21 protein-coding genes and 1 pseudogene are annotated in these 24,279 nt (G+C 73.6%); 11 read left to right on the plus strand and 11 right to left on the minus strand.

The genetic code is table 11. The features are described 5' to 3' along the window. The first annotated feature begins 114 nt into the window (after nt 1-114). Nucleotides 115-891 (plus strand): enoyl-CoA hydratase/isomerase family protein, encoded by a 777-nt coding sequence (locus tag QMZ92_RS14715; protein ID WP_283297817.1) that lies wholly within the window; start codon nt 115-117, stop codon nt 889-891. Nucleotides 892-1,029: 138 nt separating this feature from the next. Here the strand turns inward: QMZ92_RS14715 and QMZ92_RS14720 are convergent, their stop codons facing one another. Both QMZ92_RS14720 and QMZ92_RS14725 read right to left on the minus strand, forming a co-directional pair. Continuing rightward, complete coding sequence (locus tag QMZ92_RS14720) at nt 1,030-1,674, minus strand: DJ-1/PfpI family protein (protein ID WP_283297818.1); 645 nt, start codon at nt 1,672-1,674, stop codon at nt 1,030-1,032. Between the two features lie 164 nt (nt 1,675-1,838). Further along, complete coding sequence (locus QMZ92_RS14725; protein WP_283297819.1) at nt 1,839-2,801, minus strand: GlxA family transcriptional regulator; 963 nt, start codon at nt 2,799-2,801, stop codon at nt 1,839-1,841. Nucleotides 2,802-2,991: 190 nt separating this feature from the next. Between QMZ92_RS14725 and QMZ92_RS14730 the strand changes: the two genes are divergently transcribed. The 4 genes from QMZ92_RS14730 (at nt 2,992) to QMZ92_RS14745 (ending at nt 7,599) form a co-directional block, all read left to right on the plus strand. Continuing rightward, the gene (locus QMZ92_RS14730) at nt 2,992-3,855 is read left to right on the plus strand and encodes an SCO6745 family protein (protein ID WP_283297820.1); all 864 of its coding nucleotides are present in this window, start codon (nt 2,992-2,994) and stop codon (nt 3,853-3,855) included. 259 nt (nt 3,856-4,114) lie between these two features. Further along, nucleotides 4,115-4,249, plus strand: a complete 135-nt coding sequence (locus QMZ92_RS14735; protein ID WP_283297821.1) for an LPFR motif small protein — start codon at nt 4,115-4,117, stop codon at nt 4,247-4,249. 116 nt (nt 4,250-4,365) lie between these two features. After that, a complete protein-coding gene (locus QMZ92_RS14740; protein WP_283297822.1) occupies nt 4,366-6,747 on the plus strand; it encodes a Tex family protein in 2,382 nt (793 codons plus the stop codon). Between the two features lie 333 nt (nt 6,748-7,080). Beyond that, on the plus strand, nt 7,081-7,599 hold the full coding sequence (locus QMZ92_RS14745; protein WP_283297823.1) for a hypothetical protein: 519 nt from the start codon (nt 7,081-7,083) through the stop codon (nt 7,597-7,599). 222 nt (nt 7,600-7,821) lie between these two features. Here the strand turns inward: QMZ92_RS14745 and QMZ92_RS14750 are convergent, their stop codons facing one another. From QMZ92_RS14750 to QMZ92_RS14760, 3 genes are all read right to left on the minus strand, one after another. Next, nucleotides 7,822-8,238: a hypothetical protein gene (locus QMZ92_RS14750; RefSeq protein ID WP_283297824.1), complete on the minus strand. Its 417-nt coding sequence runs from the start codon at nt 8,236-8,238 to the stop codon at nt 7,822-7,824. Between the two features lie 12 nt (nt 8,239-8,250). Continuing rightward, entirely contained in the window at nt 8,251-9,888 is a 1,638-nt protein-coding gene (locus tag QMZ92_RS14755) for an ABC-F family ATP-binding cassette domain-containing protein (RefSeq protein WP_283297825.1), read from the minus strand. 182 nt (nt 9,889-10,070) lie between these two features. Then, nucleotides 10,071-10,310: a hypothetical protein gene (locus tag QMZ92_RS14760; RefSeq protein ID WP_502962057.1), complete on the minus strand. Its 240-nt coding sequence runs from the start codon at nt 10,308-10,310 to the stop codon at nt 10,071-10,073. Here QMZ92_RS14760 and QMZ92_RS14765 point away from each other — a divergent pair. Beyond that, complete coding sequence (locus tag QMZ92_RS14765) at nt 10,309-11,265, plus strand: FAD-dependent oxidoreductase (protein WP_283297826.1); 957 nt, start codon at nt 10,309-10,311, stop codon at nt 11,263-11,265. The genes QMZ92_RS14760 and QMZ92_RS14765 overlap by 2 nt on opposite strands. A 158-nt stretch (nt 11,266-11,423) precedes the next feature. Here the strand turns inward: QMZ92_RS14765 and QMZ92_RS14770 are convergent, their stop codons facing one another. From QMZ92_RS14770 to QMZ92_RS14780, 3 genes are all read right to left on the minus strand, one after another. After that, nucleotides 11,424-13,076, minus strand: a complete 1,653-nt coding sequence (locus QMZ92_RS14770; RefSeq protein WP_283297827.1) for a BCCT family transporter — start codon at nt 13,074-13,076, stop codon at nt 11,424-11,426. A gap of 140 nt (nt 13,077-13,216) precedes the next feature. After that, nucleotides 13,217-14,506 (minus strand): M14 family metallopeptidase, encoded by a 1,290-nt coding sequence (locus QMZ92_RS14775; protein WP_283297829.1) that lies wholly within the window; start codon nt 14,504-14,506, stop codon nt 13,217-13,219. A 164-nt stretch (nt 14,507-14,670) separates the two neighbouring features. After that, the gene (locus QMZ92_RS14780; RefSeq protein WP_283297830.1) at nt 14,671-15,264 is read right to left on the minus strand and encodes a hypothetical protein; all 594 of its coding nucleotides are present in this window, start codon (nt 15,262-15,264) and stop codon (nt 14,671-14,673) included. A gap of 219 nt (nt 15,265-15,483) precedes the next feature. Between QMZ92_RS14780 and QMZ92_RS14785 the strand changes: the two genes are divergently transcribed. Together QMZ92_RS14785 and QMZ92_RS14790 are read left to right on the plus strand one after the other, a co-directional pair. Continuing rightward, a complete protein-coding gene (locus QMZ92_RS14785) occupies nt 15,484-17,067 on the plus strand; it encodes a M1 family metallopeptidase (protein ID WP_283297831.1) in 1,584 nt (527 codons plus the stop codon). A gap of 110 nt (nt 17,068-17,177) precedes the next feature. Next, a complete protein-coding gene (locus QMZ92_RS14790) occupies nt 17,178-18,221 on the plus strand; it encodes a LacI family DNA-binding transcriptional regulator (protein WP_283297832.1) in 1,044 nt (347 codons plus the stop codon). A gap of 412 nt (nt 18,222-18,633) precedes the next feature. Here QMZ92_RS14790 and QMZ92_RS14795 read toward each other — a convergent pair whose 3' ends face one another. Beyond that, the gene (locus QMZ92_RS14795) at nt 18,634-19,551 is read right to left on the minus strand and encodes an oxygenase MpaB family protein (RefSeq protein WP_283297833.1); all 918 of its coding nucleotides are present in this window, start codon (nt 19,549-19,551) and stop codon (nt 18,634-18,636) included. Between the two features lie 287 nt (nt 19,552-19,838). On the opposite strand from QMZ92_RS14795, the gene sph reads away from it, so the two are divergent. Together sph and QMZ92_RS14805 are read left to right on the plus strand one after the other, a co-directional pair. Next, nucleotides 19,839-20,840: a sphingomyelin phosphodiesterase gene (gene sph / locus QMZ92_RS14800; protein WP_283297834.1), complete on the plus strand. Its 1,002-nt coding sequence runs from the start codon at nt 19,839-19,841 to the stop codon at nt 20,838-20,840. 92 nt (nt 20,841-20,932) lie between these two features. Then, nucleotides 20,933-22,012, plus strand: a complete 1,080-nt coding sequence (locus QMZ92_RS14805; protein ID WP_283297835.1) for a cation diffusion facilitator family transporter — start codon at nt 20,933-20,935, stop codon at nt 22,010-22,012. A gap of 140 nt (nt 22,013-22,152) precedes the next feature. Here QMZ92_RS14805 and QMZ92_RS14810 read toward each other — a convergent pair whose 3' ends face one another. Further along, nucleotides 22,153-22,668, minus strand: coding sequence for a hypothetical protein (locus tag QMZ92_RS14810; protein ID WP_283297836.1), 516 nt, complete (start codon nt 22,666-22,668; stop codon nt 22,153-22,155). A gap of 51 nt (nt 22,669-22,719) precedes the next feature. Continuing rightward, nucleotides 22,720-23,223: pseudogene (locus QMZ92_RS14815) on the minus strand (macro domain-containing protein). Nucleotides 23,224-23,342: 119 nt separating this feature from the next. On the opposite strand from QMZ92_RS14815, the gene QMZ92_RS14820 reads away from it, so the two are divergent. Continuing rightward, nucleotides 23,343-24,161 carry a MerR family transcriptional regulator gene (locus QMZ92_RS14820; RefSeq protein ID WP_283297837.1) on the plus strand — a complete coding sequence of 273 codons (819 nt, stop codon included), beginning with the start codon at nt 23,343-23,345 and terminating at the stop codon, nt 24,159-24,161. Nucleotides 24,162-24,279: the final 118 nt, after the last annotated feature.

The following is a 24,279-nucleotide window of genomic DNA, read 5'->3' on the forward strand; positions in this document are numbered from 1 at the left end:
TGCGCGGTCCCGGCCGGTGTCGCCGTCTCCGTCGTCACTGCCGTCGGTGCCGGTGTCGGCGCCGACACCCCCGTCCCGATCATAGGTAGGGGCCCGGCGGATAGCATCCGGCGCATGGACCGGACGAACGAGGCGCACGAGGCGGAGCCGGAGGTCCGGCACACGGTGGCGGACGGGGTGGCGACCGTCGTGATCAGCCATCCCGCCAGGCGCAACGCGATGACCGCCGCGATGTGGCGGGAGCTGCCGGCGCTGCTGGACGGACTGGGCCGCGACCCCGCCGTACGGGTGCTGGTGCTCACCGGCGACGGAGGCACCTTCTGCGCGGGCGCCGACATCACCTCCCTGAGCACGCCCGCTCCGGAGGAGTCACCGCAGGAGCTGGCCGTACGGGCCGAGGAGGCGCTCGCGGCGTTCCCCAAGCCGTCGCTGGCGGCGGTCCGCGGCTACTGCGTGGGCGGCGGCTGCCAGCTGGCGGCCGCCTGCGATCTGAGGTTCGCCGAGGAGGGCGCCTCCTTCGGGATCACCCCGGCGAAGCTCGGCATCGTGTACCCCGCGTCCTCGACCCGGCGGCTGGTCTCGCTCGTGGGTCCGGCCACCGCGAAGTACCTGCTGTTCTCGGGCGAGTTGATCGACACGGAGCGGGCCCTGCGCACCGGCCTGGTGGACGAGGTGCTGCCCTCGGGCGAACTGGGCAAGCGGGTGGCCGAGTTCGCCCGTGTACTGGCGGCCCGCTCGCAGCTGACGCAGGCCGCCGCCAAGGAGTTCGCCGCGGGACGCACCGACCGCGACGCCCACTGGGCGGAGCAGGCCCGCGGCAGCGGCGACACCGTGGAGGGGATCGCCGCCTTCCTGGAGCGCAGACCGCCTCGCTTCACGTGGAGCGTGTGAGGCGGGGCGGCCGCGTCCCGCGGGGTGAACGGCGGCCCGGACCGCGCGGAGGCTCGGACGGGGGTGCGGCCGGGTCGGGCGAGGACTCGGGGCTCGGGGGAACGGACCGCGCGGGGCTCGCCGGAGGACCGGGAGTGCTCAGCCGCCCACCCCCAGGACCAGCCCTGCGTGGGTGCGCCACTGCGCCACCATCCGCTCCGGGGCCTTCTCGGGCGATCCCGCGTCGTAGGGCGGCTGCGGGTCGTACTCGGTGAGGAGCTGGACCGTCTGGGCGACCTCGTCGCCGGCGATGCGGCCGAGCAGGTGGAGCGCCATGTCGATCCCGGAGGAGACGCCCGCGGCGGTGACGTACTTGCCGTCGAAGACCACGCGCTCCCCCGTCGGCTCCGCGCCGAAGGGCACCACGTCCTCCAGGGCGAGCCAGTGGGACGTGGCGCGACGCCCTTCGAGCAGTCCGGCCGCGGCCAGCAGGTGCGAGCCGGTGCACACGGACGTGGTCCAGGTGCTGGAGGCGTCGGCCGTGCGGAGCCAGCCGAGGATCGTCTCGTCGAGCATGGCGCGCCGTGAGCCGGGGCCGCCGGGGACGAGCACGATGTCCGGCGTGGTCACCTCGTGGAGCGCCCGCTCGGCGGCCACGACGAGGGAGCCCTGGTCGTTCCGCACGGGGCCGGCCTCCTTGGCGACGAACACGGTCTCCGCCCCGGGCAGCCGGGACAGCAGCTCGTAGGGGCCGATGGCGTCGAGGCTGGTGAAACCGTCGTAGAGCACGATGGCGATCTGCATGGCGGGTCCTGTCCCTTTCGGTGGCCGCTCTCGCGGTGGTTGCGGCGGTCGGTCTCGCAGTGGGTCCCGCGGTTCTTCCGGTGTCGCTGCCGCGGTTGCTCCGGCGGCGCTCCCGCGGCCGGTCCGGCGGTCCTCCTGCGGTCGTTCGGGCCTTACCGGGTCGTTCAGCGCGCGGGTGCGTGGAAGCGGCGCCGGTACTCGGCGGGCGCCGTGCCGAGAGCCTTCACGAAGGCGCGGCGCATCGCCTCGGGTGTCCCGTAACCGCAGGCCCGGGAGACCTCCTCGACCCCGTGGCCGGTGTCCTCCAGCAGCCGTCGGGCGTGCTCCAGGCGCACCTGGTCGACGTACCTCCCCGGCGTGACCCCCGTCTCGGCACGGAACGCGCGGGCGAACTGGCGGGGCGACAGGGCGGCGAGCCCCGCCAGCGCCTCGACGGACAGGTCGCCGTCCGGGTGGTCGGTGATGTACTGCTGCACGTCGCGCAGCGGTTCACGCCGGGCGCTCTGGGCGGCGAGCTGGGCGCTGAACTGCGACTGGTTGCCGGGCCGGCGCAGGAACACCACCAGATGGCGGGCGATGGTCAGAGCCGTCCGGCGTCCCAGATCCTCCTCGACCAGTGCCAGCGCCAGGTCGATGCCCGCGGTGACCCCGGCCGAGGTGGCGAGCGAACCGTCGCGTACGAAGATCGGCTCCGGGTCCACCTCCACCTCCGGGTGGGTGCGGGCGAGTTGGTCGCAGACGGACCAGTGGGTGGTCACCCTGTGGCCGTCGAGCAGCCCGGCCTCGGCGAGCAGCAGGGCACCGGTGCACACCGAGACGAGACGGGTCGCGGTCCCGGCGTTGGCACGCAGCCAGTCGACCAGCGGGGGATCCGGCCGGCGCGTGCCCTCCCCGCCCGGCACGATCAGCGTGTGCGGCGGGCCGCCGGCACCGAGGGTCGCGTCCGGGACGACCGTGAGCCCGCTGGAGGTGCGCACGGGCCCGCCGTCGAGCGAAGCGGTGCGCACGGCGTACCGGAACGGAGCGTGCGGTGCCTGGTTGGCGCCGGTGAAGACCTCGACCGGGCCGGTGACGTCGAGGCTCTGCACTCCGTCGAAGAGCACCACGAGCACGGTTCGCTCCTGCATGCGTCCATCGTCCCGGCCGCCGACACATGACCGCAATGACGAGAAACCCACCATTCCTGCCATCGCGGGCGGAGACCGTCCCTGCGGGAGGGCCGGACGCCGCCCCTTCGGGAGGGGAGGGAGATCCTCCGCGGGTGGAGAGGGAGACCTTCGTCTTCACGTCGTACCGACCAGTCGGTAACGTGCGGGCATGAGTTCTCTGCACCCGCGCGCGGGACGCCGCTGCCACAACGCCGTCAATCCGCTCCACTCCACCGTGTACTTCTCGCCCGACTACGCGAAGGAGCTCGCGGGGATCGGTGTCGAGGACAACAGCGCCGCCTACTTCGCGGGGCGCGCCGCCGCCCTGGGCGCGGTCGGGCCGGGCACGGTCGCGGCGGCCTTCTACAACTTCAGCCACGATCTGATCGCCCGGCACCTCCCGGCCGTCTGGGACACCGCGTCTCCCGCCACGGTGCTGGACGCCCGGATGCGGGCGGTGGACGCGACGCTGCGACGGCTGCTCGGCGACGACACCGTCACCTCGCCGGAGATGGCCGAGGCCGCCCGCCTGGCGCTGCGCGCCACCGAGGCCTGTACCCGGCCCGCCCGCCCGCTGTACGCCGCACACGCCGACCTGCCGGTGCCCGAGGAACCGCACCTCGCCTTCTGGCACGCGGCGACCCTGCTGCGCGAGCACCGCGGCGACGGCCATCTCGCCGCACTGCTGTCCGCCGGACTCGACCCGCTGGAGGCGCTGGTCAGCCACACCGCGACCGGCAAGGGCATGTCACCGCGCTGGATCCTCGCCAGCCGCGGCTGGCGGCGCACCGACTGGGAGGCGGCCTCCGACCGGCTGCGCGAGCGCGGACTGCTCGACGCCGACGGCGAGTTGACCGAGGCGGGCACGGCGCTCCGCGCCGAGCTGGAGGAGCACACCGACCGGCTCGACCTCGCCCCGTACGAGCACCTGGGCGCGGCGGGCGTCGAACGCCTCACCGAGCTGGGCCGCGGATTCCTCATGGCGGCCGCGGCGGCCGGCGCCTTCCCCTCGGACCTCACCGGCAAGGGCTGACCGGCAGAGGCCGACTGCCGGGGGCAGGCCGGCAGAGGGTCACCGGTACGGGCCGCCCGCCAGGGCCGGCCGGCCGGAGCCGGCGGTCCGAGGCGCGCCACCGCCGCAGACCGGGGACGGGACGGTACGGGCAGACCGGCGGAACCTCGCCGGACCGGCCGGCCGGCGTTCGGCCCCGGCGGCCGGGTGGGTTTGGCGGCACGGGGCACGGCAACCCGGTACCGAGCACGACAACGTGTCCGAACCGAGGAGGCAAACCGTGTTCCGTGCCGTCGCCGACGCGCTCAGGACCCTCGGTGGCATCGCCGCCGCCGTCGTCACCTTCCCGTTCCGCCTGCTGGCCCGTCTCTTCGGCGGCGCGGCGGGACACGGGCGACGTACGCGCCGCGCGTAGGGGGGACGCGCGACACGGCCCCCGCCCACCCGGCAGAATGCAGCCGAAGAGATCGCGCGGGCACCGGTCCGCGCGGCCTCCAGGCACAGCCGGTATCGGAAGGCGAGTCGGGAACCGTGACGACGTCCATCGAAGGCAGGATCGCCGAGGAGCTCGGCGTACGGGAGCGGCAGGTGAAGGCGGCCGTCGAGCTGCTCGACGGCGGGTCCACCGTCCCGTTCATCGCGCGCTACCGCAAGGAAGCGACCGAGATGCTCGACGACGCGCAGCTGCGCACGCTCGAGGAGCGGCTGCGCTATCTACGGGAACTGGAGGAGCGGCGGACGTCGGTGCTCGAGTCCGTACGCGAACAGGGCAAGCTCACCGACGAGCTCGAGGCGCAGATCCGGGCCGCCGACACCAAGGCCCGCCTGGAGGACATCTATCTCCCCTTCAAGCCCAAGCGGCGCACCAAGGCGCAGATCGCCCGAGAGGCCGGGCTGGAGCCGCTCGCCGAGGGGCTGCTCGGCGACCCGGCGGTCGAACCCCTCGCGGCCGCCGCCGCGTTCGTCGACGCCGGCAAGGGCGTCGCCGACGCCGCGGCCGCGTTGGAGGGCGCCCGGGCGATCCTCACCGAGCGCTTCTCCGAGGACGCCGACCTCATCGGCGAACTGCGGGAGCGGATGTGGACCCGGGGCCGGCTGGCGGCGAGGGTCCGCGACGGCAAGGAGGAGGCCGGCGCGAAGTTCGCCGACTACTTCGACTTCGCCGAGCCGTTCACCGAACTCCCCTCGCACCGCGTGCTCGCGATGCTGCGCGGCGAGAAGGAGGACGTGCTCAGCCTGGAGCTGGAACCCGAGGAGCCCACGGACGGTCCTTCGACGTACGAGGGCATGGTCGCCCGGCGCTTCGACGTGGCCGACCGGGGCCGACCGGCGGACAAGTGGCTGCTGGACACGGTGCGCTGGGCGTGGCGGACCCGGATCCTGGTGCACCTCGGGATCGATCTGCGGCTGAGGCTGCGGACGGCGGCCGAGGACGAGGCCGTACGGGTCTTCGCCGCCAACCTGCGGGACCTGCTGCTCGCCGCCCCCGCCGGCACGCGCGCGACGCTGGGCCTCGACCCAGGCTTCCGCACGGGGGTGAAGGTGGCGGTGGTGGACGCCACCGGCAAGGTCGTCGCCACCGACACGATCTACCCGCACGTACCCGCGAACAAGTGGGACGAGTCGCTGGCGAAGCTGGCCCGGCTGGCCAAGGAGCACGCCGTCGAGCTGGTCGCCATCGGCAACGGCACGGCGTCCCGCGAGACGGACAAGCTGGCCGCCGACCTCATCGCGAAGCACCCGGAGCTGAAGCTCACCAAGGTGATGGTGTCGGAGGCGGGCGCGTCGGTGTACTCCGCGTCCGCGTTCGCCTCGCAGGAACTGCCGGGCCTCGACGTCTCGCTGCGCGGCGCGGTGTCCATCGCCCGCAGGCTGCAGGACCCCCTCGCCGAGTTGGTGAAGATCGACCCCAAGTCGATCGGCGTGGGCCAGTACCAGCACGACCTCTCCGAGGTGAAGCTCTCGCGTTCGCTGGACGCGGTCGTCGAGGACTGTGTGAACGGCGTCGGCGTCGACGTGAACACCGCCTCCGCGCCGCTGCTCTCCCGGGTCTCGGGCATCGGGACGGGCCTCGCCGAGAACATCGTGGCCCACCGCGACCAGAACGGCCCGTTCCACTCCCGCCGGGAGCTCAGGAACGTGGCGCGGCTCGGCCCGAAGGCGTACGAGCAGTGCGCTGGCTTCCTGCGGATCCGCGGCGGCGACGACCCGCTCGACTCGTCCAGCGTGCACCCCGAGGCGTACCCGGTGGTGCGGCGCATGGTGAAGACGACCGGCAGCGAGGTCGCGGCGCTCATCGGCAACACCGGCGTGCTGCGGTCGCTGCGCGCGGACGACTTCGTCGACGAGACCTTCGGTCTGCCGACGGTGACGGACATCCTGCGGGAGCTGGAGAAGCCTGGACGCGACCCGCGTCCCGCGTTCCGGACGGCGACCTTCAAGGACGGCGTCGAGAAGATCTCCGACCTGGCGTCCGGGATGGTGCTGGAGGGCGTCGTCACCAACGTCGCGGCGTTCGGTGCGTTCGTGGACGTCGGCGTCCACCAGGACGGACTCGTGCACGTCTCCGCGATGTCGCGCACGTTCGTCAAGGACCCGCGGGACGTGGTGAAGCCGGGTGACGTGGTCAAGGTGAAGGTCCTCGACGTCGACATCCCCCGCAAGCGGATCTCGCTGACCCTGCGGCTGGACGACGAGGCCGCGGCGCAGTCGGGCGGCGGTGGCGGCCAGCGCCGCGACCGGGGCCAGGGCGGCGGACGGCCGCCGCAGCAGCGCCAGGGCGGCCGAGAGCGCAGGGCGGGCACCGGCTCGGGCTCGTCGGACCGCCGGGCAGCCGCGCCCGCCAACAGCGCGATGGCGGACGCACTGCGCCGGGCCGGTCTCCTCGGCGACGAGCGGCGCGGCGGGCGCTGACCCCGCCCCGGCCGCGCGGTCCCGTTCCGCGCGGCCGGGGGCCGCACGGCCGTCGGTGCGCTCCCTCGTCCGATCGCCGCCGTGCTCGCGCGGCGGTGCGTGCCGCCCGGGCGCCCGGTACGCGCCGACGGGACCCGACACCCGCGCCCACCCGGCACGACCCGACCGCGGTATGTGTTCGCACGGGCACGGAAAGCCGTTGTGACCTGCGTCCTGTCGTCGTGCGGACCTCCGCTCCTACGCTTGCCTGCCACTCGCACGCCTTGGCGCGGAGGCACTCGCCCGCTCCGGCACGACCACGGCGAGCACACGTCGAGGATGGTTCCGCCCCACATGCCCAGTGACCTGTCGCCCGTCATCGCAGCCGCCACCCGCTGGCTCCTCTCGGCGTTCCCGCCGGAGGCCGGTGCGCTCGACCGTGCGCTGGCCGAGGCCCAGGCCGGACACGCGGCGACCATCGCCGCCGCCCTGCGCTACCCGACCGAGCTGGACGCGGAGCTGCTGCATCTCCTCGGCCCCGGGGACACCGCGCGACTGGATGCGGTCAGCGGTGCCGGCGAGGCGCCGGAGGGACCTGAACACGTCTGGCGCACCTGGGTGGACGAGACCGTCGTCAGCTGGGCGGCATGTCTGCTCGCCGACGCGGAACTCGCGACCGTGGCGGCGGCCTGCGCCTCCGCGACCCACCACGGTACCGGCTCCGTGGGTACCGCGCGCCGGCTCACCATTCCCAGCCCTCGCGACCACCGCGCGGCGCCGCTGCTGCGCCACCCCGACCTGGTCGGCCCCGTCGCCGAACTCCACCGGGGCACCCTGTGCCGGCTGCTCGCCGCCACGAGCCCGAGCGCGTAGCCCGCCTGCCCCGCCGACGCGCCGTGGGACCGCGGCGCGTCGGCGGGGCAGGCGCCGGTCCGGGCCCCACTTCACTTCGCGCTGCGGCCCCCGCGGTCGTCCGGCTGCCCGAGGCGGCCGGAGTCACCCGGGCACGTGGTCGCGCGCCGCACGGTGCCCCGCCACACCGCCCGGCCGGCGGCCGGGACTCCCGACGCCGGGCGGAGCCTCCGTGACGCTCGCTCAGGCCCGCGGAGGCCCCGGCAGAAAACGCAGCGCCCATGCCGCACGCTCGGCGACGACCGGGTCCGCGTCCTTCGTCAGCGCTTCCAGCAGGGTGCGGGCCCCGTCCGGGTCGGACTGGACCAGGTCGACGATCTCCGTCGCCAGGCCGTCCTGGTCGTCGCCGAGGTCGACGGCCGAGGCGCGGAGCAGCAGCGGGAGCGTGCCGGTGCCACCGAGTGACGCGATCACACCGCCGAGTATCTCTCGGGCGTAGAAGTTCCCTTCGCCGAGGAAACGGCCCATCGCCGCCTCCAGGCGCGGCAGGAGGGAGCGATCACCGGAAGCCGCGACGGCGTCGGCGAGACCGATCGCCTCGTCGACGGAGCCGAGGCTGTCGACAAGTTCGAACAGCCGGTTCAGGGGGTCGGTCGTCATGCTCGGTCTTCTTCAGGACTCGGTGACCTTGCCGTGCGCCACTTCCAGGCGCCGGGTCGTGCGGACGGTGTCCAGCATCCGCCGGTCGTGGGTGACCAGGAGCAGCGTGCCCGTGTACGAGGCGAGCGCGGACTCCAGCTGTTCGATGGCCGGCAGGTCGAGGTGGTTCGTGGGCTCGTCGAGGACGAGCAGATTGACGCCCCGGCCCTGCAGCAGCGCGAGAGCCGCCCGGGTCCGTTCCCCCGGGGACAGGCTGATCGCCGGGCGCAGGACGTGATCCGACTTGAGGCCGAACTTGGCGAGCAGGGTGCGGACGTCGGCGGGCTCGGTGTCGGGAACCGCCGCGCAGAACGCGTCCAGCAACGAGTCCGTGCCGTGGAACAGCCGACGGGCCTGATCGACCTCGCCGACGACGACCCCGGAACCGACGGCCGAGTGCCCGGAGTCCAGCGTGAGGCGGCCGAGGAGGGCGGCGAGCAGCGTCGACTTGCCGGCGCCGTTGGCACCGGTGACGGCGACGCGGTCGGCCCAGTCGATCCGCAGCGACACCGGTCCGAACCGGAAGTCGCCCCGCCGCAGCTCCGCGTCGCGGAGGGTCGCCACGACCGACCCCGAGCGGGGCGCGGCCGCGATCTCCATCCGCAGCTCCCACTCCTTGCGGGGCTCCTCGACCGCGTCGAGCCGTTCGATCATGCGCTGGGTCTGGCGGGCCTTCGCGGCCTGCTTCTCGCTCGCCTCGCTACGGAACTTTCGGCCGATCTTGTCGTTGTCACCCGCCTTGCGACGGGCGTTCTTGACGCCCTTGTCCATCCAGGACCGCTGCATCCGGGCCCGGCCCTCGAGGGCGGCCTTCTTGTCGGCGTACTCCTCGTAGTCCTCGCGGGCGTGCCGCCGCGCGGTCTCCCGTTCCTCCAGATAGCCCGCGTAGCCGCCGCCGTAGAGGGTGATCTGCTGCTGGGCGAGGTCGAGCTCGAGGACCTTGGTGACCGTGCGGTCGAGGAACTCGCGGTCGTGGCTGACGACGACCGTCCCGGCGCGTAGGCCGGTGACGAACTCCTCCAGCCGCTCCAGGCCGTCCAGATCGAGGTCGTTGGTCGGTTCGTCGAGGAGGAAGACGTCGTAGCGGGAGAGGAGCAGGGATGCGAGCCCGGCCCGGGCGGCCTGGCCGCCGGAGAGCGAGGTCATCGGCTGGTCGAGGCCGACGGCGAGGCCGAGCGAGCCTGCGACCTCCTCGGCGCGATCGTCCAGGTCGGCACCACCGAGCGCGAGCCAGCGCTCGAGGCTCGCCGCGTAGGCGTCGTCGGCGCCCGGCGTGCCGTCGACGAGGCCCTGGGTGGCCTCGTCCATCGCGCGCTGGGCCGCGTCGACCCCGGTCCGGCGGGCGAGGAACTCCCGTACGGTTTCGCCGTCCCGCCGTTCCGGCTCCTGCGGGAGGTGGCCCACCGAGGCGGCCGGCGGGGAGAGCCGCAGCTCACCGCGTTCCGGTGTGTCGAGGCCGGCGAGCAGCCGGAGCAGGGTGGACTTGCCCGCGCCGTTGACGCCGACGAGGCCGATCACGTCGCCGGGGGCGACGACGAGGTCGAGCCCGGCGAACAGGGTGCGGGCGCCGTGTCCGGCGGCGAGGTCCTTGGCGACGAGGGTTGCGGTCATCAGGGGACAGATCCTAAGGGCAGTACCGGCGGCGGCGCTGAGCCCGGGCGAACCGGTGGGTGACCCGAGACGCACCGTGACACCCGTGCGCCCAGGACGTCCCGCCGCACACCGGTGCCCGGAGCCACCCGCCCGGCCCTCGGCGGAGCAGCGCCGTGACCGGGACGTCCGGCTCGTACCGATCAGGATGTCCCGACCGGGGCGCCCGGCTCAGCGCGCCACGGCTGCGACCAGGACTCCCCCGGCCGCGCGGGCCACGCCCGACCCTTCACGGCGTTGCCGTCGAGCGGGATCCGGTGGGTGCCGGACTCCAGGGCGCCGTCGAAGGCCTCGTGGGTGCGGGTGCGGTGGAGCCGGTCGAGGCGGTAGGCGACCAGCCGGACGGCACGGTGGCGGTGATTGACGCTGTACGGTCCCGCCATGAGCGGCGAAGTGATCGTGGTGGGCGGCGGGATCATCGGGCTGACGACGGCGGTGGAACTCGCCCAGCGGGGGCGGCGGGTGCGGTTGTGGACCCGTGAGCCCGCCGGGGCGACCACGTCCGCGGTGGCGGGCGCCCTGTGGTGGCCGTACCGGATCGAACCGGAGGCGCTCGTCGGCGCATGGTCGCTCACGTCGCTCCGGGTGTACGAGGAGTTGGCGGAGCGGCCGGAGGAGACCGGGGTGCGGCTGGTGCCGGGAGTGCAGCCGGGCCTGTCGCCCGCCGCGCTCGGGCCCTGGGCCCGGGAACTCACGGGAATGGTGCGCGAACTGGCGCCCGAGGAGCGGCCGGCGGGGGTCGCGTCCGGGCTGTGGGCGCGGCTGCCGCTGATCGACATGCCCGCTCATCTGGGCTGGCTGCGGGCCAGGTTCGAGGCGGCGGGCGGAAACGTGGAGCTCCGCACGGCCGGCTCGCTCGACGAGGCCGCGGCCGGGGCCCCGGTCGTGGTCAACTGCACGGGGCTCGGCGCGCGCGAGCTGGTTCCGGACCCGGAACTCACTCCGGTGCGGGGCCAGTTGGTACTGGTGGAGAACCCCGGGATCGACACCTGGTACGCGGCCGCGGACGAGGCGTCGAGCGAGCTGACGTACTTCTTCCCGCAACCGGGCCGGCTCGTCCTCGGCGGTACGGCGGTCGAGGGGTCCTGGTCACTGGAGCCGGACCCGGCGACGGCCGAGGCGATCGTCCGCCGCTGCGCCCGGGTGCGCCCCGAGATCGCCGGGGCAGCGGTCCTCGCCCACCGCGTCGGACTGCGCCCGGCGCGCTCGGGTGGGGTGCGGCTGGCCGCCGTTGCGGGCCCGTACGGCACCCGTCTGGTCCACAACTACGGGCACGGAGGAGCGGGGGTGACGGTGGCCTGGGGCTGCGCGAGGGCGGCTGCGGACCTGGCGGGCTGACCGATGGGTCCGCGCCGGACCGCGGCGGCCGCGCGGCGGGGCGCCGGCGCCGAAGCGGACGGCCGCCGTCGTCGCCGGCCGTCCTCGTCACCGGTCACACCGCGACGGCGACCGCCCGGCAAGGGCCGTCGGCCGGCACCGCCCCCGGAAGCCGGAGTTCACTTCTCCGGCGGTGTGGGCCCGATACGGAGCTCGAAGTCCCCGTCGTACCTCTCGTGGCCCGCGATGACGGCGAGATCGACGACCTCCTCGCCCCGTTCACCGCGCACGATGATCGGATCGTGGCGCAGATCGCGCATCAGCGCGAAGCACATCGCGATCATCACGACGAGGAACGGGGCCGCGACCAGGATCGTGAGGTTCTGCAGCCCGGCCAGGGCGTCGCCCTTCCCGCCGCCGATCAGCAGCATGACGGCCGCGACGGCGCCGGTGACGGTGCCCCAGAACACCACGACGAACCGTCCCGGCTCCAGGGCACCCTTCTGCGAGAGTGTCCCCATCACGAGGGACGCCGCGTCCGCTCCGGAGACGAAGAAGATGCCGACCAGGACCATCACGAGCATGCTCGTCACGGTGGCGGCGGGGTACTGCTGGAGCACGGCGAACAACTGGCCCTCGGGCGTGGTCTCGTCGCCCAGCCGGCCCTGCTCCTGGAGCGTCATCGCCGTGCCGCCGAAGATCGCGAACCAGCAGAGGCTGACCGTGCTGGGCACGAGGATCACTCCGCCGACGAACTGGCGGATCGTCCGGCCCCGGCTGATGCGGGCGATGAACATGCCCACGAACGGTGTCCAGGAGATCCACCAGGCCCAGTAGAAGACCGTCCAGCTGCCGAGCCAGTCGGCGACCCCGGCACCGCCGGCCGCCTCGGTCCGGCCGATCAGCTGCGGCAGTTCGCCGAAGTAGGTGGCGATAGAGGTGGGGAGGAGGTCGAGCACGATGACGGTCGGTCCGGCGACGAACAGGAACACGGCGAGCAGCAGTGCCAGCACCATGTTGGTGTTGGACAGCCACTGGATGCCCTTCTCGATGCCGGACACGGCGGAGAGGACGAAGGCGAGCGTCAGCACCGCGATGATGGCGACGAGGAGCGCCGTGCTGACCTTCGTCATCCAGCCCAGCTCGCTGACTCCGCTGCCGATCTGGAGGGCGCCCAGTCCGAGGGACGCGGCCGAACCGAACAGCGTGGCGAAGATGGCCAGGATGTCGATGAGCCGCCCGCCCCACCCGAAGGCGTGCTTCCTGCCGATCAGCGGCTCGAAGACGGCGCTGACGGTCTGGCGGCGCCGGCGCCGGAAGGTGCTGTACGCGATGGCGAGCCCGACCACGGCGTAGATGGCCCACGGATGCAGCGTCCAGTGGAACAGGGTCGTGGCCATCGCGGTCTCCATGGCCTGGGCCGCGTCGGCGGGATCGGTACCCGGCGGCGGGTCGGTGAAGTGTGCCAGGGGCTCGCTGACTCCGTAGAACATCAGCCCGATGCCCATGCCCGCGCTGAACATCATCGCGATCCAGGAGACGGTGCGGAACTCGGGTTCCTCGCCCTCCCTGCCGAGCGGGATGCGTCCGTAGCGGCTCATGGCGAGCCAGAGGGCGAAGATGACGAAGCCGGAGGCGGCCAGGACGAACGCCCAGCCGCCGTTGTGGATGAGGCCCGCGAGCATGCCGCTGGAGACGCGCTCGAGGTCGTCCGTGGCGACGGAGCCCCAGACCACGAACGCGACCGTGAGGACGGCGGTTACCCCGAAGACGACCCGGTCCGTGACGTTGCCGTACCTCGTCACGTCCGGACGGCCGGGAACGTCCGTCACCGGTGGATCCCCCCGGTCGTCCGGTCGTTCTGCGTCATGCGACTCGTCATGCGGCACTGAAGGCCCCTTTCGCGGGTAAACGGAGCCGGGCTTCGTTCTCCGTAGGCCCTCCTACCACATACGACGTGGTTCATACGGAATCAGCAGCGGATGATCGGGCTCCCGACCGTGAGGCGGTAGGCGGCCCGCTCGTCGAGCAGCAGGGGGACGAGCGCCCGCAGCGGCTGCCGCAGCGGTACCACCGCGCCGTCCGCGGTGGGCCTGGAGACCACTCCGTGCAGGGCGAGTTCGTCCCTGACCTCGGAGAACTGCGCGGCCGTGAGCCGGTAGCCGCAGGGCGGGTCCTGGATGGTCTCGTCCGCGGTCGCGGGGTCGTTGTCGGCGCCGCCGGTCCACACCGGGCCGCGATCGGCGAATCCGGCGAGCCGGGCCGCTGTGGTCGCGGCCTCGATCCGGTCGCGCCGCTCGCGGGCGAAGGCGAACGCGCCGCCCAGGGCGGCGAGCTGGGAAGCGACACGACGCCGGTTGTTCAGGGCGGGGTCCGCCGTCTCGGCGTCGGTGAGGGCGTCGACCCGGGTCTCGACGAGCAGGCCGACGGAGTGCTTCACCCCCGCCGTGTTCCGCAGGATGCGCTCCTGGCCGTCGCCAGCGACCTGCCGGACGGGCTCACCGGTGACGGGATCGGTCCAGATGCCGTAGATGCCGCTGCTGAAGCCCGCGCCGGCGGCGGCAGGGCGGACGTAGGTCTCGGAGAGGGTGCGGGCCTCGCGGCGCACATCGGGGGCGGTGTTGAGGTTGCGCGGCCAGAGGGCGAGCAGGTCCTTGTCGTAGTAGCGGGGTGTGGCGCCGTATTCGTGCAGGTCGTAGACGATGTCGGGGCGGCGGTCGCGGATGACGGCGGCAATGGCGCGGCCTTCGGCGGTCCTCAGCGCGATGTGGTCGCGATTGACGTCCACTCCGTCGGCGTTGCCGCGGGTGCCGGCCGCGCGTCCGTCGGGGTTGGCGGTCGGTATGGCGAGCACGGTCGTACGGGCCAGGAGGCGGCGGGTCCCCGCGTCCCCGGCCCGGGCCAGGTCCCGGACCGTGGTGAGACACGCCTCGCGGCCGGACGGCTCGTCGCCGTGCTGACTGCAGATCAGCAGCACGGTGTTCGCGGTGGGCCGGTCGCCGCCGATGCGCACGAGTTGGAGCGGGCGGCCCTGTCCGGTCCTGCCGACGGTGCTCAGCGACACGCGGTCGCTCGACCGGTCGACGGCGTCCAGGAACGCCCACTCCTCTGGCTGGGTGGTCCAGCGGGCACCACCGGAGGCCTCGAATCCGGTGCGCGGCACGTCAGCGTGCGCGGCGGCTGCCCGGACGGGTGCCGGTGCGGCGACCGCGGCGGCGAGTGCGCAGGCCACCGCGGCGAAAGTGCGGATACGAGGGTGCATCGGTTGCTGCCTCCGGGACGGGTCGGATCGGACGTGGTGCGCTCACTCCGTCGAGCCGGGCGCCGAGGACCGGACGCGGCCGGTGGGCCACTGTCCGGGGGCGCGTTCGATGCCGGCCATGGGCCCGCGTCCGTCGGCGACGGCGGCGTCCCGGCTCCTGCCGTTCACCCCCGCGTTCCCGGTGCTCCTGGGGCGGCGCCCTGAGTCCCGGTGCGGGTGGTGAAGGCACGGGTGTGGCCGTTCAGCCGGCCGACGGCGGCCTCGGCGGACTGGACGTCGGAGCGGCTCCCGACGTCGGCCGCAGCCGTCGAGCGGCTGGAGCCGGCGAGGTCGACCGCGACGAAGCCGCAGCCGCACTGCACGAAGCAGTGGTCGCCGTACGGCGGGAAGGCGACGGGATTCCCGTGTGCGCCGCGGGTTCTCCGCCGGCTCTCGTTGCCGCGCCCGCAGCAGGAGTAATTCGGGCCGGCGTCCATGGCGACGGGTAGTTTCCGGCCATGTTGCGCCGGATCCCGTGTCCGGACGGTGTCGACGTCGACGCGGTCGCTGCGACCGCCCCCGCCGCCGTCGCCGTCGAGCCGGGTGCCGACCCGGTCGGACTCCCGTATCGCGTCGTCGTAGGAGTGGACGGGTCCGCCCTCCCGGGGCGCGGCGCCGTGTGCGCCGCTCTGCGGGACGAGGACGGACATCAGAGCGGCTGCGACCGCCGCGGCGAGGGTTCTGCCGGTGAGTCGGACGTGCGGCACACGTATCGGCATGGGCGGACGGTACTCCCGTCAACTTCCGTGCGACAGAGGGCAGTAGTGGGCCGTTCGAGGACAGGAGCGACGAATGGGAGACCGGGCGCCAGGTCGGCCGAATGGCGCTCGTGCGACGGAAGGCGCCATGGACATGCCGGAGCGCCGGACGCGTGAATAGGGTCCGAAAAGATCAACACCCCGTGATGTGATCAGCACCCCCTGATGTTGGGAGCATTCGTGCAGCGCAGAATTCTCGTCCCGAGCGCGGTTGCGGCATCTCTTCTGCTGGCGATCCCGGCTTCCGCCGCTGCCGGGGTTCCCGGGAAGTCCCCCGGGCAGGGCGTGCCCGGGGCCCCGGGCATCGGCGACCCCTACTATCCGTCCAGCGGCAACGGCGGATACGACGTGGCGCATTACGACCTCCGGCTGAAGTACCAGCCGGAAACGGATCTCCTGGAGGGCACGGCGACCATTCTCGCCACCACCCGGCAGGACCTCTCCCGGTTCAACCTCGATTTCGGCCTGACGGTCAGTGAGGTACGGGTGAACGGCCGCACGGCGGCGTTCACCCGGAGCGGAGGCCAGGAACTGGAGATCACTCCGGCCGCACCGCTGGAGGAGAACCGCCCGGTCACGGTGGTCGTCAGGTACTCCGGAAAACCCTCGGAACTGAAGATCGACGGCTGGACCGCCTGGCACCGCACCCCTGACGGCGGGGTCGCCGCCCAGGAGCCCGCCTCGGCCGTGTGGTGGTTCCCGTCCAACGACCATCCGCTCGACAAGGCCACCTTCGACATCTCCGTCGCGGTCCCGGACGGCACCCAGGCGATCAGCAACGGCGTGCTGCGCTCCCGCTCGTCGCGGCTGGGCTGGACCCGCTACAACTGGCGGTCCGACAAGCCGCAGGCCACGTATCTCGCCACGCTCGCCGTCGGGAAGTTCGACATCACCACCGACACGACCGCGAACGGACTGCCGGTCCTCAACGCCTACAGCAAGGACCTCGGGGGCAACGCGGGCGCGGCACGGGCCAGCGTCGAGCGGACCGCCGAGGTCGCGGAGTGGCTGGAGGGGGTCTTCGGGCCGTACCCGTTCAACGCGCTCGGCGGCTACGTCCCCAACGTGCCCAGCGGGTACGCCCTGGAGACCCAGACCCGGCCGTTCTACAGCCCGCGGCAGTTCGCCAACGGCGCGAACGTCTCGGTCGTCGTGCACGAGCTGGCCCACCAGTGGTACGGGGACAGCGTCTCCGTGAAGGGCTGGAAGGACATCTGGGTCAACGAGGGCTTCGCCCGCTACAGCCAGTGGCTGTGGTCGGAGAAGGAGGGCGAGGGCACGGCACAGGAGCTGGCCGACTACGTCTACGCCCTGCACCCGGCCGACGATCCCTTCTGGACGGTGAAGCCGGGCGACCCGGGGCCGGACAGGCAGTTCGACATCGCCGTGTACGACCGCGGCGCGCTCGCCCTGCAGGCGCTGCGCAACACGATCGGCGACGAGGACTTCTTCGCGGTCCTGAAGGGCTGGCCGGCCGCGCACGCCGACGGCAACGCCAGCGTCGGCGACTTCGTGCAGTACGCCGAGGAGGTCTCCGGGAGACCGCTCGCGGACCTCTTCGGCACCTGGCTGTACGAGCCGTCCAAGCCGGCCGCGCCCGCTGCGGCGGCGAGCGGGGCCTCGAAGGCACCCGGCGTCACGCGGTCCGATGCCCGGCCCGCCGAGCCCAGGTCGTACCGGAGGATCGCCGCCACCGACACGGTGCACGGCCACGACGGCGGTCACGGTCACGACCGCGGTCACGGCCGGGACCACCGCGACTGACCCGTGGCACCGGATGCCGCCGCCCCGCTCCGGGGCCGCGGCACCTGCGGCTACGCTGGCCCCGCACGACCTGTGCCACCCGTACGGACACCGCCGGTGAGGAGCGTCCCGTGCCCGATCGGAGCAGTGGGCCCAGACCCACCCTGGAAGCCGTCGCCGCACGGGCCGGGGTCTCCCGGGCCACCGTGTCCCGGGTCGTCAACGGCGGGGCGGGGGTGCGCGCCCCGGTGGCCGACCGGGTGCGGGAAGCGGTCGCCGAGCTCGGCTACGTACCCAACCAGGCGGCCCGCAGTCTGGTCACCCGGCGAAGCGGCGCGGTCGCCGTGATCATCGCGGAGCCGGAGTTCCGGGTGTTCTCCGATCCCTTCTTCGAACGCCAGGTGCGCGGCATCAGCCGTGAACTGAGCGCCAACGACTCGCAGTTGGTACTGCTGTGGGTCGAGGGCCCGGACGACCACGACCGGATAGCCCGCTATCTCGGCGGCGGCCACGTCGACGGCGCGCTCGCCTTCTCGCTCCACGAGAGCGACGAACTCCCCTCGGTGGTACGGGGGTCGGGGGTGCCGGCGGTGTTCGGCGGCCGCCCCGGCGGCCCGGGCGCCGGCTCCGAGCACGCCGTGCCGTACGTCGACTGCGACAACAGGGGCGGGGCCCGTGCGGCGGTGCGCCATCTCGTCGGTCTCGGCCGCACCCGGATCGCCCATATCGCCGGCCCCCGGGACCAGACGTCGGCGCTCGACCGACTCCACGGCTACCGGGACGTGCTGCCGGACGCAGCACCGGGGCTCACCGCCCAGGGCGACTTCACGGCGCGCAGCGGGGAGTCGGCGATGGCCGCGCTGCTCGACGCGGGTACGGGGGCGCCGGACGCGGTGTTCGCCTCGAACGACCTGATGGCCTCGGGGGCGCTGAGGCTGCTGCACGAGCGGGGGCTGCGGGTGCCGGAGGACATCGCGGTCGTCGGCTTCGACGACATGACGTCGGTGGCGGAGACCACCGATCCGCCACTGACGACGGTCCGCCAGGACATCGAGGGCAACGGGCGGCTGATGGTACGGCTGCTGATGGCCCTGCTCGACGGTCGGGACACGGAGGCCGCTCCCCCGGCCTCGGTGATCACACCGACCTTGCTGGTACGGCGAGCCACCGCCTGAACCGTCCCACGGCTGCGGGGCCCGCGCATGCGCCGGCACGAGCGTCACGCCCCCGGGCCTCTGCGGGAGTCCCGACGCGAGCGCCCTGCGACCCGGCAGGACACGAGTCCGGGCGCGGCGTTCCGCTGACCCGGCCAGGACGTGGGCCCCGGCGCGGGCGTCACGCCACCCGGCGGACCTGAGTCCGGGGCCGGCGTCCGGTCCCGGGCCCGCGCCCCCGCGCGAGGGTCCCGCTCCCCGGTAGGGCCTGGCCCCTGGGCCGGCGACCCGAGCCCCTCCTCCGTGAGGACGTCGGCCTGCCGGGGCGGACGACGGCGGCGCGCCGGCTCGCCGTGACGCGGTGAACCGGCGTCGGCGACCCGCGATCGTCCCCGCCCGGGCGGCAGACCGTCGGCCGCCCGGGCGGGAGCCGTCACCTCGCGCGCGCCGTCGGCAGCCGGCCCTCGGCCCGGGCCCGGCGGCGGGCCTGTCTGGCCTGCGGCAGATAGCGCAGCCGCTCCGGAAGCAGGGGCACGACGATCCTGACGGCCCGGCCGAAGCGCCGCAGCCGCCGCTCCTGTCCGGCGGTCCACGACAGTCCGATCGCCTCGCGGGCGTCCGGCGGCATCAGCCCGACGGTGAGGAAGCGCCTCAGCCGGAGGAACCGGGGCAGGATCAGCGGCCAGCACAGGCGCAGCAGCAGTCTCAGCGGCAGGGGTCCGAGGGCGGGCGGCGGCAGACCGCGGTCGGTGGCGAGGAGATCCCGGACGACGGCGGTGGCTTCGACCTCGTCGGCGAGGACCTTGCGGTAGTAGGGCCAGAACTCCTCGACGGTGCCCGGCATGTCGCGGTCCCGGATGCCGAGCACCCGGCCGACCCGAAGCCATTCCTCGTAGAGCCGTCGCTCCTGGGCCTCGGTGAACGGGCGGTACAGATAGCGGATCGCGTGGTGGTGGACGGGGAAACCGGTGGCGTGGACCCACGCGTAGTACCCGGGAGTGAGCGCGTGGTAGCGGCGGCCCCTGCTGTCGGTGCCCTGGATGCCCCGGTGCAGCCGGCGCAGACGACGACCCTCCTCGGCGGCGGCGGCCCCGCCGTACACCCACAGCTGGAGCGAGCGCAGTGAGCGCTCGCCGCGACCCCAGGGGTCGGTGCGGAAGACGGAGTGCTCGTCGACGCCCGCGCCGACGGCCGGGTGCGCGACCTGCAGGGCGAGCGCGGCGGGAAGCATGAGCAGCCCGCGCACGTCGCCGACCAGGGTCCACAGGACGCCGCCGGGCGGCGGGGGCAGGGGGTCCGGCCCGCCCGTGCCGTCCGTCTTCCACGGCGGGGGCTCCTGCGGCCTGGTCATCGGTGTGCTCCCGGAGGCAGGCGGGCGCGGTGCGACGCGCGCTCTCTCACACCTCCAGTATGCGATCACGGCCGGACGAGAGGCGGTGGGGGACCGATCCGTCCCGGGAAGTCCCCTTGGAGAACCCCCGGACGCGAGCTGTCCGCAAACGTTCCCAGGAACGTGGAACTCCGGCAAGGAACCCGGCACCTGACGGTTACCCGAAGGTAACTGCCGCTGCTTTGATGTGCGCCGGTATCACCCGCACCCCACCCCCACCCCCACCCCCACCAGAAACGGGAGTTCCAGTGCCGCAATCCGTGCTCCGCCGCGCGTCCGGCGCAGCCCTCTCCACGGCGGTCGCCGCCGCCACCCTGGCGGTCGCCGCGCCGTCGGCGTCCGCCTCCCCCGCCGGGCAGACCGCCGCGGCGACGCCCTCGCTGAAGGTCCTGACGTACAACGTCTTCCTCTTCAGCAGGACCCTGTACCCCAACTGGGGCCAGGACCACAGGGCCGCCGAGATCCCGAAGGCCCCGTACTTCCAGGGCAACGACGTCGTCGTGCTCCAGGAGGCGTTCGACAACTCCTCGTCCGACGCGCTGCAGCGCAACGCCCGGACCCAGTACCCGTACCAGACTCCCGTGATGGGCCGCAGCAAGAGCGGCTGGGACGCGACGGGCGGCGCGTACTCGGCGACGGTGCCGGAGGACGGCGGGGTCACGGTCCTCAGCAAGTGGCCCATCGTGCGCAAGGAGCAGTACGTCTACAAGGACGCCTGCGGCTCCGACTGGTGGTCCAACAAGGGCTTCGTGTACGCGGTCCTGGACGTGAACGGCAGCCGGGTGCACGTGGTGGGGACCCATGCGCAGTCGACCGACCCGGGCTGCGCGGCGGGTGAGGCGGCGCGGATGCGCAGCCGCCAGTTCAAGGCGCTCGACGCGTTCCTCGACGCCAAGAACATCCCGGCCTCCGAGCAGGTGCTGGTGGCGGGCGACTTCAATGTCGACTCGCGCACGCCCGAGTACGCGACCATGCTGGCGGACGGTGGGCTCGCCGACGCGGACAGCCGCACCGGGCACCCGTATTCCTTCGACCCCCGGGACAACTCGATCGCGGCCGACCGCTATCCGGGCGAGCCGCGCGAGGACCTCGACCACGTCCTGCACCGGGCCGGGCACGTCCGCCCGAGCGGCTGGCGGAACGACGTGGTCAAGGAGCAGAGCGAGCCCTGGACGGTGACCAGTTGGGGCACCGACTACACCTACACCAACCTCTCGGACCACTACCCGGTCGCCGCCTTCGGGCAGTAGCCGCCCAGGCGTAGCCGCAAGGCTTTTGCAGCTGGTCAGGGGCCGCTCTTCGGCAGTGGCTGCAGGCCTCTCCGGCTGTCATGGTGGTGTCCATGACGGGTCAGGGGCACACGCACGGGCACGCGGAGGGCCACACGGCCGGCGGTCCCGGCGGGCCCGCGGGCGACCGCGGGCACGAACACGGGAACCGGCACGGGCGGCGTCAGGGCCACGGCCGTGGACACCATCACCATCACCATCACGGCGAGCGCATCGACGCGGCACTCGAAGGCTCGGTCGAAGGGCTGCGCACCCTCTGGCTCTCCTTCGCCGTCCTGACCGCGACCACCGCTGTCCAGGCGGTCATCGCTGCGCTGTCGGGGTCGGTCGCGCTGCTGGGCGACACCGTCCACAACGCGACCGACGCGCTCACCGCGCTGCCGCTCGCCCTGGCCTTCGTACTGGGCCGGCGCGCCGCCACCCGGCGCTACACCTACGGTTTCGGCCGTGCCGAGGACCTGGCGGGGGTCTTCGTCGTCCTGGTGATCGCAGCCTCCGCCGCCTTCGCCGGGTACGAGGCGGTCCGGCGGCTGCTGGACCCCCAGGACATCACGCACCTCCCTGCGGTCGCGGCGGCCGGGCTCGTGGGGTTCGCGGGCAACGAGTGGGTGGCGAGGGCCCGCATCCGCACGGGGCGCCGCATCGGCTCCGCCGCGCTCGTCGCCGACGGACTGCATGCCCGCACCGACGGGTTCACCTCCCTCGCCGTGCTGCTCGGCGCCGGGGGCGCGGCACTGGGCTGGCGGTACGCGGACCCCCTCATCGGCCTCGTCATCACCGGGGCGATCCTCCTGGTGTTGCGTGGCGCGGCTCGCGAGATCTGGCACCGACTGATGGACGCCGTGGATCCGGCCCTGGTCGACGCGGCCGAGCACGCGCTTGCCCACGTGGAGGGCGTAGGGGCCGTGGGGGCCGTGCGGATGCGGTGGATCGGGCACACCCTGCGCGCGGAGACGTCGGTCGAAGTCGACCCGGGGCTCACGGTCGTACAGGCCCACGCCGTGGCCGTCGCCGCCGAACACGCCCTGCTCCACACGGTGCCCCGGCTGGCGGGCGCGACCGTCCACATCGACCACGCGGGCACGGCCGGCCAGGACCCGCACGCCGCGCTGGACCACCACTTCACCCGGTGACCGCCCGGATCGGCCACCTGCCCGCTCGGTGGTGTGACCGCCTCACCCCCGGCGACCGCTCGGCGCGGTGACGGCCCGGTCCGGTGACCGTCCGGCGCCCTTGGTGCTGTGCCGGTGCCCCACCCGGCGGCGGCCCCCTCCTACCGGTACCAGGCGGCGGCGCTCCAGGCGTACAGCGCGATGGTCGCGGCCACGCACAGGATGACCACCCAGGATCCGAAGCCCGTGTGCCGTCCGGTACGCGGAGTCCGCTTGCGACCGGCACGTGCGGACCGGGCCGGCCGCGGCGAGCCCCCGGAGCGTACGGAGAACCGCCTGGTCCGCGCTGCGGGCGCGAGGGCCGGGGGGACCACGCGCGGCGAAGGGTCCGCGGCGGCCTCGGCGAGCAGCCGGCGGCAGACGGCGGCCAGTTCGGCCGTCCCGGCCCCGACGTGCATCACCGCCTCCGAGCGCGCGGGAGCCGTCGTACCGCCGTCGAGTATGCGGCCGGCGCGCAGGAGGATCTCGTCGCGGCCGCCGCTCGGCGCCAGGCTGATCCAGCGCCGGACGTGCTCGCCCCGGATGACCACGCCTCCCGCGTGGTCCCGGTAGACGGTGTGTTCACGCCACAGGAGATCCGCCAACTCTACGGCGGTCTCCCTCAGTTGCGCACTCACGCTCTCCCCCGCTCTGCCGTGCGCCGCTCGAACAAGCACCGCACTCTAGCGTCAGGCGCGGACCGGGCCGCACGCGGGCTCCGGACCGTGGTCGTACACCGTCACCGGTATGCCCTGCTCGACGAGCCGGACCCGCACGAGCGGCTCCACCCGGGACCGGGTGCCACCCTCCGGCCCGCAGCCGATCCTCGGCATGTGGACGGAGGCTCCGAGCTCGGCGGCCTTCGCGGCGACCGCTCCGAGCGCCCGCGTCGATGGCCTCGTACCGCACGGGAACCCCCTTGCTTCCCCTGCGCGTTCCGCGCCGGCCCACCGTGTCGGCCACCCAGACGTACGGCCCGGCACACACGAACCGGACCGCGCCGAGACCGAAGTCGTTGCGGGCTCGCTCCCGGTGCCGGCGCCGGTACTCCTTCTCCGGCTCGGCCCAGCGGCGCGAGACGGCGGCGAAGCCCTTGCCCCAGCCGCCCAGATCGCTGCAGACATGCACGATCAGCTTGACGCCCCTGCCCCGTGGAGCGGTGGCGTCCCCCGTACGTATGCGATCCCCGTCATGGCTCCACGCTACGGGGCGCCTCCGACAATCGGCCCCTGCTCTCCCCCGGGTTTCACAACTCTGGTGAGACAGCAATACTGTTGCACCAGACGGGTGTACGCAGGGAGCGAGGAAGACGATGGCGACCGAAACCGAGGGGCCGACGCTGACCGTCGACGAGCTGGCCGCCCGCGCGGGCGTCACGGTCCGCACCATCCGGTTCTACAGCACCCGTGGTCTGCTGCCGCCGCCGCAGATCGGCCCGCGCCGCGTCGGCCACTACGGCGCCGAGCACCTCTCCCGACTGGCCCTGATCGAGGAGCTTCAGCACCAGGGAATGACGCTCGCCGCCATCGAACGCTACCTGGAGCAGTTGCCTCCGGGGCTGAGCGCGCAGGACCTGGCGATCCACCGGGCCCTGGTGGCCTCCTGGGCGCCCGAATCCGCCGAGGAGACCGGTCTGGAGGAGTTGGTGCGCCGGGCCGGGCGGCCGCTGTCCGAGCAGGACGTCGACCGGCTCGCGGCCATGGGCGTGCTGGACCGCACCGCCGCGCCGGACGTGTTCCGGCTCGACGGCGGGCTGCTGCGACTCGGCGTCGAACTGCTCGACGTCCCCATCGCCCACGAGACGATCCTGGCCTCCCGCACGGTCCTGCTGGAGCACGCCCGCGCCGCCGCCCAGGAGCTGACCAGGCTGTTCCGGGACGAGGTGTGGGGCCCCTACCGCGAGCGCGAGTCCGATCCGGACCATGTCGCCGCGATGAAGTCCCTCTCGGCCCATATGCAACCGATGGTGATCCAGGCCCTGGTCACGGCCTTCCAGCGATCCCTGCGGGAGGAACTCCGCGCTGCCTTCGGCACGGCGTCGGGAGTTCCGCCCGTGGAGGCGGAGCCGGCGGACCCGGCCGGGGCTGCGGACACCGCGGGCGATCCGGCGCGGTCACCGGAACAGCCCTGAGCACGGCGGAGGGCGCGGTCGCCCGGGACCGTCCCGCCCACGAGACGGGCGGGAGCCGGGCCCACCGTCCGCGCCGGCTGCAGGGCGGGCCGCTCCGCCCCGTGCGGCCGGAACCGGC

It is taken from the genome of Streptomyces sp. HNM0645 (assembly GCF_030056615.1).
Lineage (GTDB): Bacteria > Actinomycetota > Actinomycetes > Streptomycetales > Streptomycetaceae > Streptomyces > Streptomyces marianii.

Bases quoted from the DNA above. Each gene is read 5' to 3' on its own strand.
- QMZ92_RS14715 (WP_283297817.1), top strand. From the start codon at position 115: ATGGACCGGACGAACGAGGCGCACGAGGCGGAGCCGGAGGTCCGGCAC.
- QMZ92_RS14720 (WP_283297818.1), bottom strand. From the start codon at position 1,674: ATGCAGATCGCCATCGTGCTCTACGACGGTTTCACCAGCCTCGACGCC.
- QMZ92_RS14725 (WP_283297819.1), bottom strand. From the start codon at position 2,801: ATGCAGGAGCGAACCGTGCTCGTGGTGCTCTTCGACGGAGTGCAGAGC.
- QMZ92_RS14730 (WP_283297820.1), top strand. From the start codon at position 2,992: ATGAGTTCTCTGCACCCGCGCGCGGGACGCCGCTGCCACAACGCCGTC.
- QMZ92_RS14745 (WP_283297823.1), top strand. From the start codon at position 7,081: ATGCCCAGTGACCTGTCGCCCGTCATCGCAGCCGCCACCCGCTGGCTC.
- QMZ92_RS14750 (WP_283297824.1), bottom strand. From the start codon at position 8,238: ATGACGACCGACCCCCTGAACCGGCTGTTCGAACTTGTCGACAGCCTC.
- QMZ92_RS14755 (WP_283297825.1), bottom strand. From the start codon at position 9,888: ATGACCGCAACCCTCGTCGCCAAGGACCTCGCCGCCGGACACGGCGCC.
- QMZ92_RS14765 (WP_283297826.1), top strand. From the start codon at position 10,309: ATGAGCGGCGAAGTGATCGTGGTGGGCGGCGGGATCATCGGGCTGACG.
- QMZ92_RS14760 (WP_502962057.1), bottom strand. From the start codon at position 10,310: ATGGCGGGACCGTACAGCGTCAATCACCGCCACCGTGCCGTCCGGCTG.
- QMZ92_RS14775 (WP_283297829.1), bottom strand. From the start codon at position 14,506: ATGCACCCTCGTATCCGCACTTTCGCCGCGGTGGCCTGCGCACTCGCC.
- QMZ92_RS14780 (WP_283297830.1), bottom strand. From the start codon at position 15,264: ATGCCGATACGTGTGCCGCACGTCCGACTCACCGGCAGAACCCTCGCC.
- QMZ92_RS14795 (WP_283297833.1), bottom strand. From the start codon at position 19,551: ATGACCAGGCCGCAGGAGCCCCCGCCGTGGAAGACGGACGGCACGGGC.
- QMZ92_RS14805 (WP_283297835.1), top strand. From the start codon at position 20,933: ATGACGGGTCAGGGGCACACGCACGGGCACGCGGAGGGCCACACGGCC.
- QMZ92_RS14820 (WP_283297837.1), top strand. From the start codon at position 23,343: ATGGCGACCGAAACCGAGGGGCCGACGCTGACCGTCGACGAGCTGGCC.